Annotated in this window: 4 protein-coding genes; all 4 read right to left on the reverse strand. The window is 59.3% G+C overall.

From position 1 onward, the window contains the following. Window positions 1-938: 2-hydroxyacid dehydrogenase (locus Q0629_RS02910; protein WP_298778714.1), on the reverse strand; the 938-nt coding region annotated here is incomplete at its 3' end. Window positions 939-965: 27 nt separating this feature from the next. Beyond that, on the reverse strand, window positions 966-2,492 hold the full coding sequence (locus tag Q0629_RS02915) for an FGGY-family carbohydrate kinase (protein ID WP_298778716.1): 1,527 nt from the start codon (window positions 2,490-2,492) through the stop codon (window positions 966-968). A gap of 16 nt (window positions 2,493-2,508) precedes the next feature. Next, window positions 2,509-3,387 (reverse strand): class II fructose-bisphosphate aldolase, encoded by an 879-nt coding sequence (locus Q0629_RS02920; RefSeq protein ID WP_298778718.1) that lies wholly within the window; start codon window positions 3,385-3,387, stop codon window positions 2,509-2,511. Window positions 3,388-3,418: 31 nt separating this feature from the next. After that, the gene (locus Q0629_RS02925; RefSeq protein ID WP_298778720.1) at window positions 3,419-4,177 is read right to left on the reverse strand and encodes an SDR family NAD(P)-dependent oxidoreductase; all 759 of its coding nucleotides are present in this window, start codon (window positions 4,175-4,177) and stop codon (window positions 3,419-3,421) included. Between the last annotated feature and the right edge of the window lie 123 nt (window positions 4,178-4,300).

The following is a 4,300-nucleotide window of genomic DNA, read 5'->3' on the forward strand; positions in this document are numbered from 1 at the left end:
AGGTGGGAAGTCAGGGTGATGTTGTCCAGCTCCAGGTAGGGGTGATCCCTCGGCAGCGGCTCCACCTCATAGACGTCGATCGCCGCGCCGCCGAGCCTATGGTTCTTCAGGGCGTCAGCCAGCGCCACCTCGTCCAGCAAACCGGCCCGTGCCGTGTTGATGAGATAGGCCGTCCTCTTCATCTTGGACATCCGATCCGCGTTCATGAACTTTTGGGTCTTGTCGGAGAGGCGCAGGTGCAGGGACACGAAATCCGACTCGGCCAGTAGCGTGTCCAGATCGACGACGTTGATGCCCTGAGCCTTCAACTTCTCGGGCTCCACGAAGGGGTCGTGGACGATCACCCTGCTCTCGAAGCCCGTGAGCCGCTTCGCCACGCGGCTGCCGATGTAGCCGTAGCCGATCAGGCCTACAGTGCAGTTTCGCATGTTGTGGATGTACGCCTGGTTGGCGTACTTCTTGCACCAGGTCCCCTCGAATAGCAGCTTGTGGCTGCGGGCGATGTTCTTGTTTTCGGCGATCATCATGCCCACGGTAAAATCCGCCACGGCGTCGGCGCTGCGCCACGGAGCATTGATCAGGGGGATGTTTCGCTTCGTCAACTCCGGGACGTCCGCGTTTTCGTACCCTCCCCGCAGGACGGCCGCCACCTTAAGGTTGGGGCAGGCCGCGATGATTTCCTTGTTGATGGACGCCACATGCACCACGAGGATGTCCTTGTCCTTACAGGCTTCCAGAAACTCAGGGCAGGTAGGAGCCGCGTCGACGCCGTTCTGTTCGATGAGGAGCATCCTGTCCGTGATGGGCCCCATGGCGTTCATCTCTCTGTCCTCGACGAAACTGACCTCGGCATCGTAACGCTCGAGTTCCTTCATCCGCTCCATCAACTCGCGCGTGATTCCGCCGTCGTAGACGCATAGGATCTTTACCTTTGTCACGTTATCGATCCTCCTTCGTTTTTCGCCCTATTGTTGCTGGCTCTTCCAGTCCCAGTACTGCTTCATAACTTCATTGATCTTGGTCCACTCAGCGTAGCGCCGGTCGTAGACGCGGTAGGTGGAAGGATCGGGCAACACCGGGTCTTTGACTTTGACGGCCTTTTTGAAGGCGTCGTCGTAGTCCTTGTAAATGCCTGCCCCGATGCCCGCCGCGATGGCCGACCCCAGGGCTCCCGTCTCATCGCAGTCCACGCCGATGACGGGGACGCGCATGACGTTGGCGAAGATCTGGTTCCACACCCTGCTCTTTGCAATGCCTCCCGTCAAACGGATCACCTCGAGAGGCAGGCCGGCATTCCTCAGGAAGTCGATGTGGTACTTGTGGATGAAGGCCACACCCTCTACGACGGCGTAGCAGACGTTCGCGTAGGAAGTGGACTGATTGATGTTGACGAGGTTTGCCTTCGCGTAGGGGTGGATGCTGGGCTGCGCGATGAAGGGGCTGAAGAACACCTTCACGTTTTCGATGTCCGCCGAGTCGATCAGAGAGTCCAGGACGCTGAAGAACGAGGAAATGCCGTCCCTCTCCGCCGTGAGCTGGGCCGTCCCCCCGAGGGTCTTGGTGAACCACTCGTAGTTGGAGCCTGAAGCTCCCGTGTAGGAGCAGTTGAGGTACTCGCCCTTATAGAGGTAGGGCATGTTGGAGGACGCATTGGGGATGATCCGCTTGGAGTGGGTCTCGTTGATGCACCAAGAGCCGGCGATGGCAGTGTAGGTTGCGTCCCCTGTGGCGCCAGAACCCACGAGGCAGGCCAGGATGTCCATCATGCCAGCCACCACGGGCGTGCCTTCCGCCAGTCCGGTTGCCTCGGCGGCTTCCTTAGTCACTCGGCCGATGATCTCCGTTGGCTCGTTGGCCAGCTTGGGCAGGGCACCGTAGAGCTCAGGAATACCGTAGAGTTCCAGCAGCTTCCTGGAGTATTCCATGGTGGACATGTCCACCATGAAGGAGCCGCCGAAACAGTTCAGGTCCGTCGCGAAGACGCCCGTCAGACGGTACATGATGTAGTCCTTAAACGTCAGAACGCCGCCGATCTTGTCGTAGACACTTCGATCGTTTTCCTTGTACCAGCGCAGAATAGGCCCGGGTTCCCCGGCGAAGAGCGTCCCCTTCACAATCTCGTTGATCGCGTCGTAAGTCCCCTCCTTGCGGTACATGTCAAGGATTCCGTTGGCGCGGTAATCCTGAGAGAAGCATCCGGGAGCGATGGACTGCCCCTCCTTGCCCAGGAACACGACGCCGTTTCCAAAGGAGGTGACGCCGATACCCTTGATGTCCTTCGGGTTGACCTTTGCACTGTCGATAGCCTCGCGAATGCACTTCAAGTTCAACGCCCAAAGTTCGTCCACGTCGAACTCTTCAAACCCCTCTCCGCGCTTTTTAAAGCGCATGCTGGGTGTAGCGGCTGTGGCGACGATCGTGCCGTTTGCGTCGAAGATGACGACCTTGCTTGAGGTGTTGCCAGCGTCAATGCCGATCATGTAATCGCTCATGATAATCCATCCCCCTCTATGCTTTGTTGGCGGAGCCGACCAGGTCGATCTTATCGAGGACGACCTTCTTCAGGGCTTCCAGGGGCTGCTCGTTGGCCTTGCTGACCCAGATCGCCAGAGATGCGGCTCCCTCAAGCTTCTTCTTCAGTTCGCCGTAGTAGGCGCTCAGCATCTCCGAGTAGATGTTCAATTTGCAGATGCCCCTCGCCACGGCCTTTTTAATCTGCTCGTCTGGCGTCCCGGAGCCGCCGTGCATGACCATAGGGACCGTTGATATCCGGTTCAGCGTCTCCAGCCTGTCAAAGTGGAGTTTGGGTGTGTGGACGTAAACGCCATGAGAGGTGCCCACTGCCACAGCCAGGCAATCCACGCCGGTCGCCTCAAGGAAGTGCTGCATCTCGTCCGGGTTGGTCAGATAGTCGTCCGGGTTATCGTACTTCCCGTCTGCTCGCGCTTCGCCGGAGATGAGCCCGTCGCCCACGTGTCCCAGCTCTGCCTCAACGCTGACGCCGCGCTCGTGGGCGTAGTCCACGGCCTCCTTAGACAGGCGGATGTTCTCCTCCAGGGGGAAGGTGGATGCGTCGTACATGACGGAGGTAAAGCCTGCGTCAACGCACTTCTTCAGGAAATTCATATCCTTTGCGTGATCCAGGTGCAGGCATACGGGGACGCTGGCTCTCTTTGCCATGTCCCGCAGGCTGTAGAGCCAATAGTCCAGCATGTTACCTGGCTGGAGGTCCAGCGCCAGGCCCATCAGGATGATGGGGGAGCGCTTTTCCTCCGCAGCCTCCACCATCTTCATGGCCATCTCAATGGTGCTCGCGTCGAAGGCGCCGACGCAGTATTTCCCCTTCCTTGCCCTGTCCAGCATCGTGTTTAGAGTTACCAGTGCCATTAAGGTCCCTCCTTGCTCTCATCAATTGCCATCATCGCATCAGCATGCCGCCGGTGGCGTCGAGGGTGATCCCCGTGAGGTAGTCTGCCTTGTTCGAGGCCAGAAAGATGGCGGCATAGGCCACTTCCTCAGGCTTTGCAACCCTGCCGACCGGTATCCTGCTGTTGTAGTAGTCGGCTTTCTTGGCCATGGCGTCCGCCACCATGGGCGTATCCATCATGCCTGGTGCTACGGCGTTGACGTTGATCCCGTCCCTTGCCACCTCGCGGGCCAAGGATATTGTGAAGGCGACGAGCCCGGCCTTTGCGGCCGCATAGTGGGCATGACCCGTGGTGGAGCCGTGAAAAGCCGCCTGGGAGACGACGTTGACGATTTTCCCCTTCCGCCCTGAGGGGATCAGATGGTTGACCATCAGGCGACAGAGGATGTAGGGGACCTCCAGGTCCATGTAGATCGTGCGCTCAAACTCGGCCCTATCCATCTCACGGACGTAAGCGGTTGGCCAGATGCCGGCGTTGTTCACCAGGATATCCAGGCTCCCCATGGCTGCCAGCGCGTCCGCAAAGAGGTCCTCCGCCGCACCGACTTGGCCGAGGTCGGCTGCAACGGGTAGGGCCTTCACTCCAAAGCGCGAGGCAATGGAGGAGGCCAGAGCCTTCGCCTCCTCCTCCTTCCGTCCGGAGACGACCACGTTGGCACCCTCCTCCGCGGCGACCTCCGCTATGGCTTTGCCGAGCCCCTTGGTGCTGCCCGTTATCAATACGTTCTTGCCCTTTAATCCAAAGTCCATCGCTCCTCGCCCCTTCCGCTGATAGCGGGCCGTGGGCCCGCCGTCAGTTTACCGCCTGAAATTTCTTCACTGCAGAGTCAAAGATGTCCTTGTTGACGATGTAGCGGGAGCTCTTCCCCTCCA

Origin of the sequence: uncultured Fretibacterium sp., from assembly GCF_938030725.1 — a bacterium.
Taxonomy (GTDB): Bacteria; Synergistota; Synergistia; order Synergistales; family Aminobacteriaceae; genus Fretibacterium.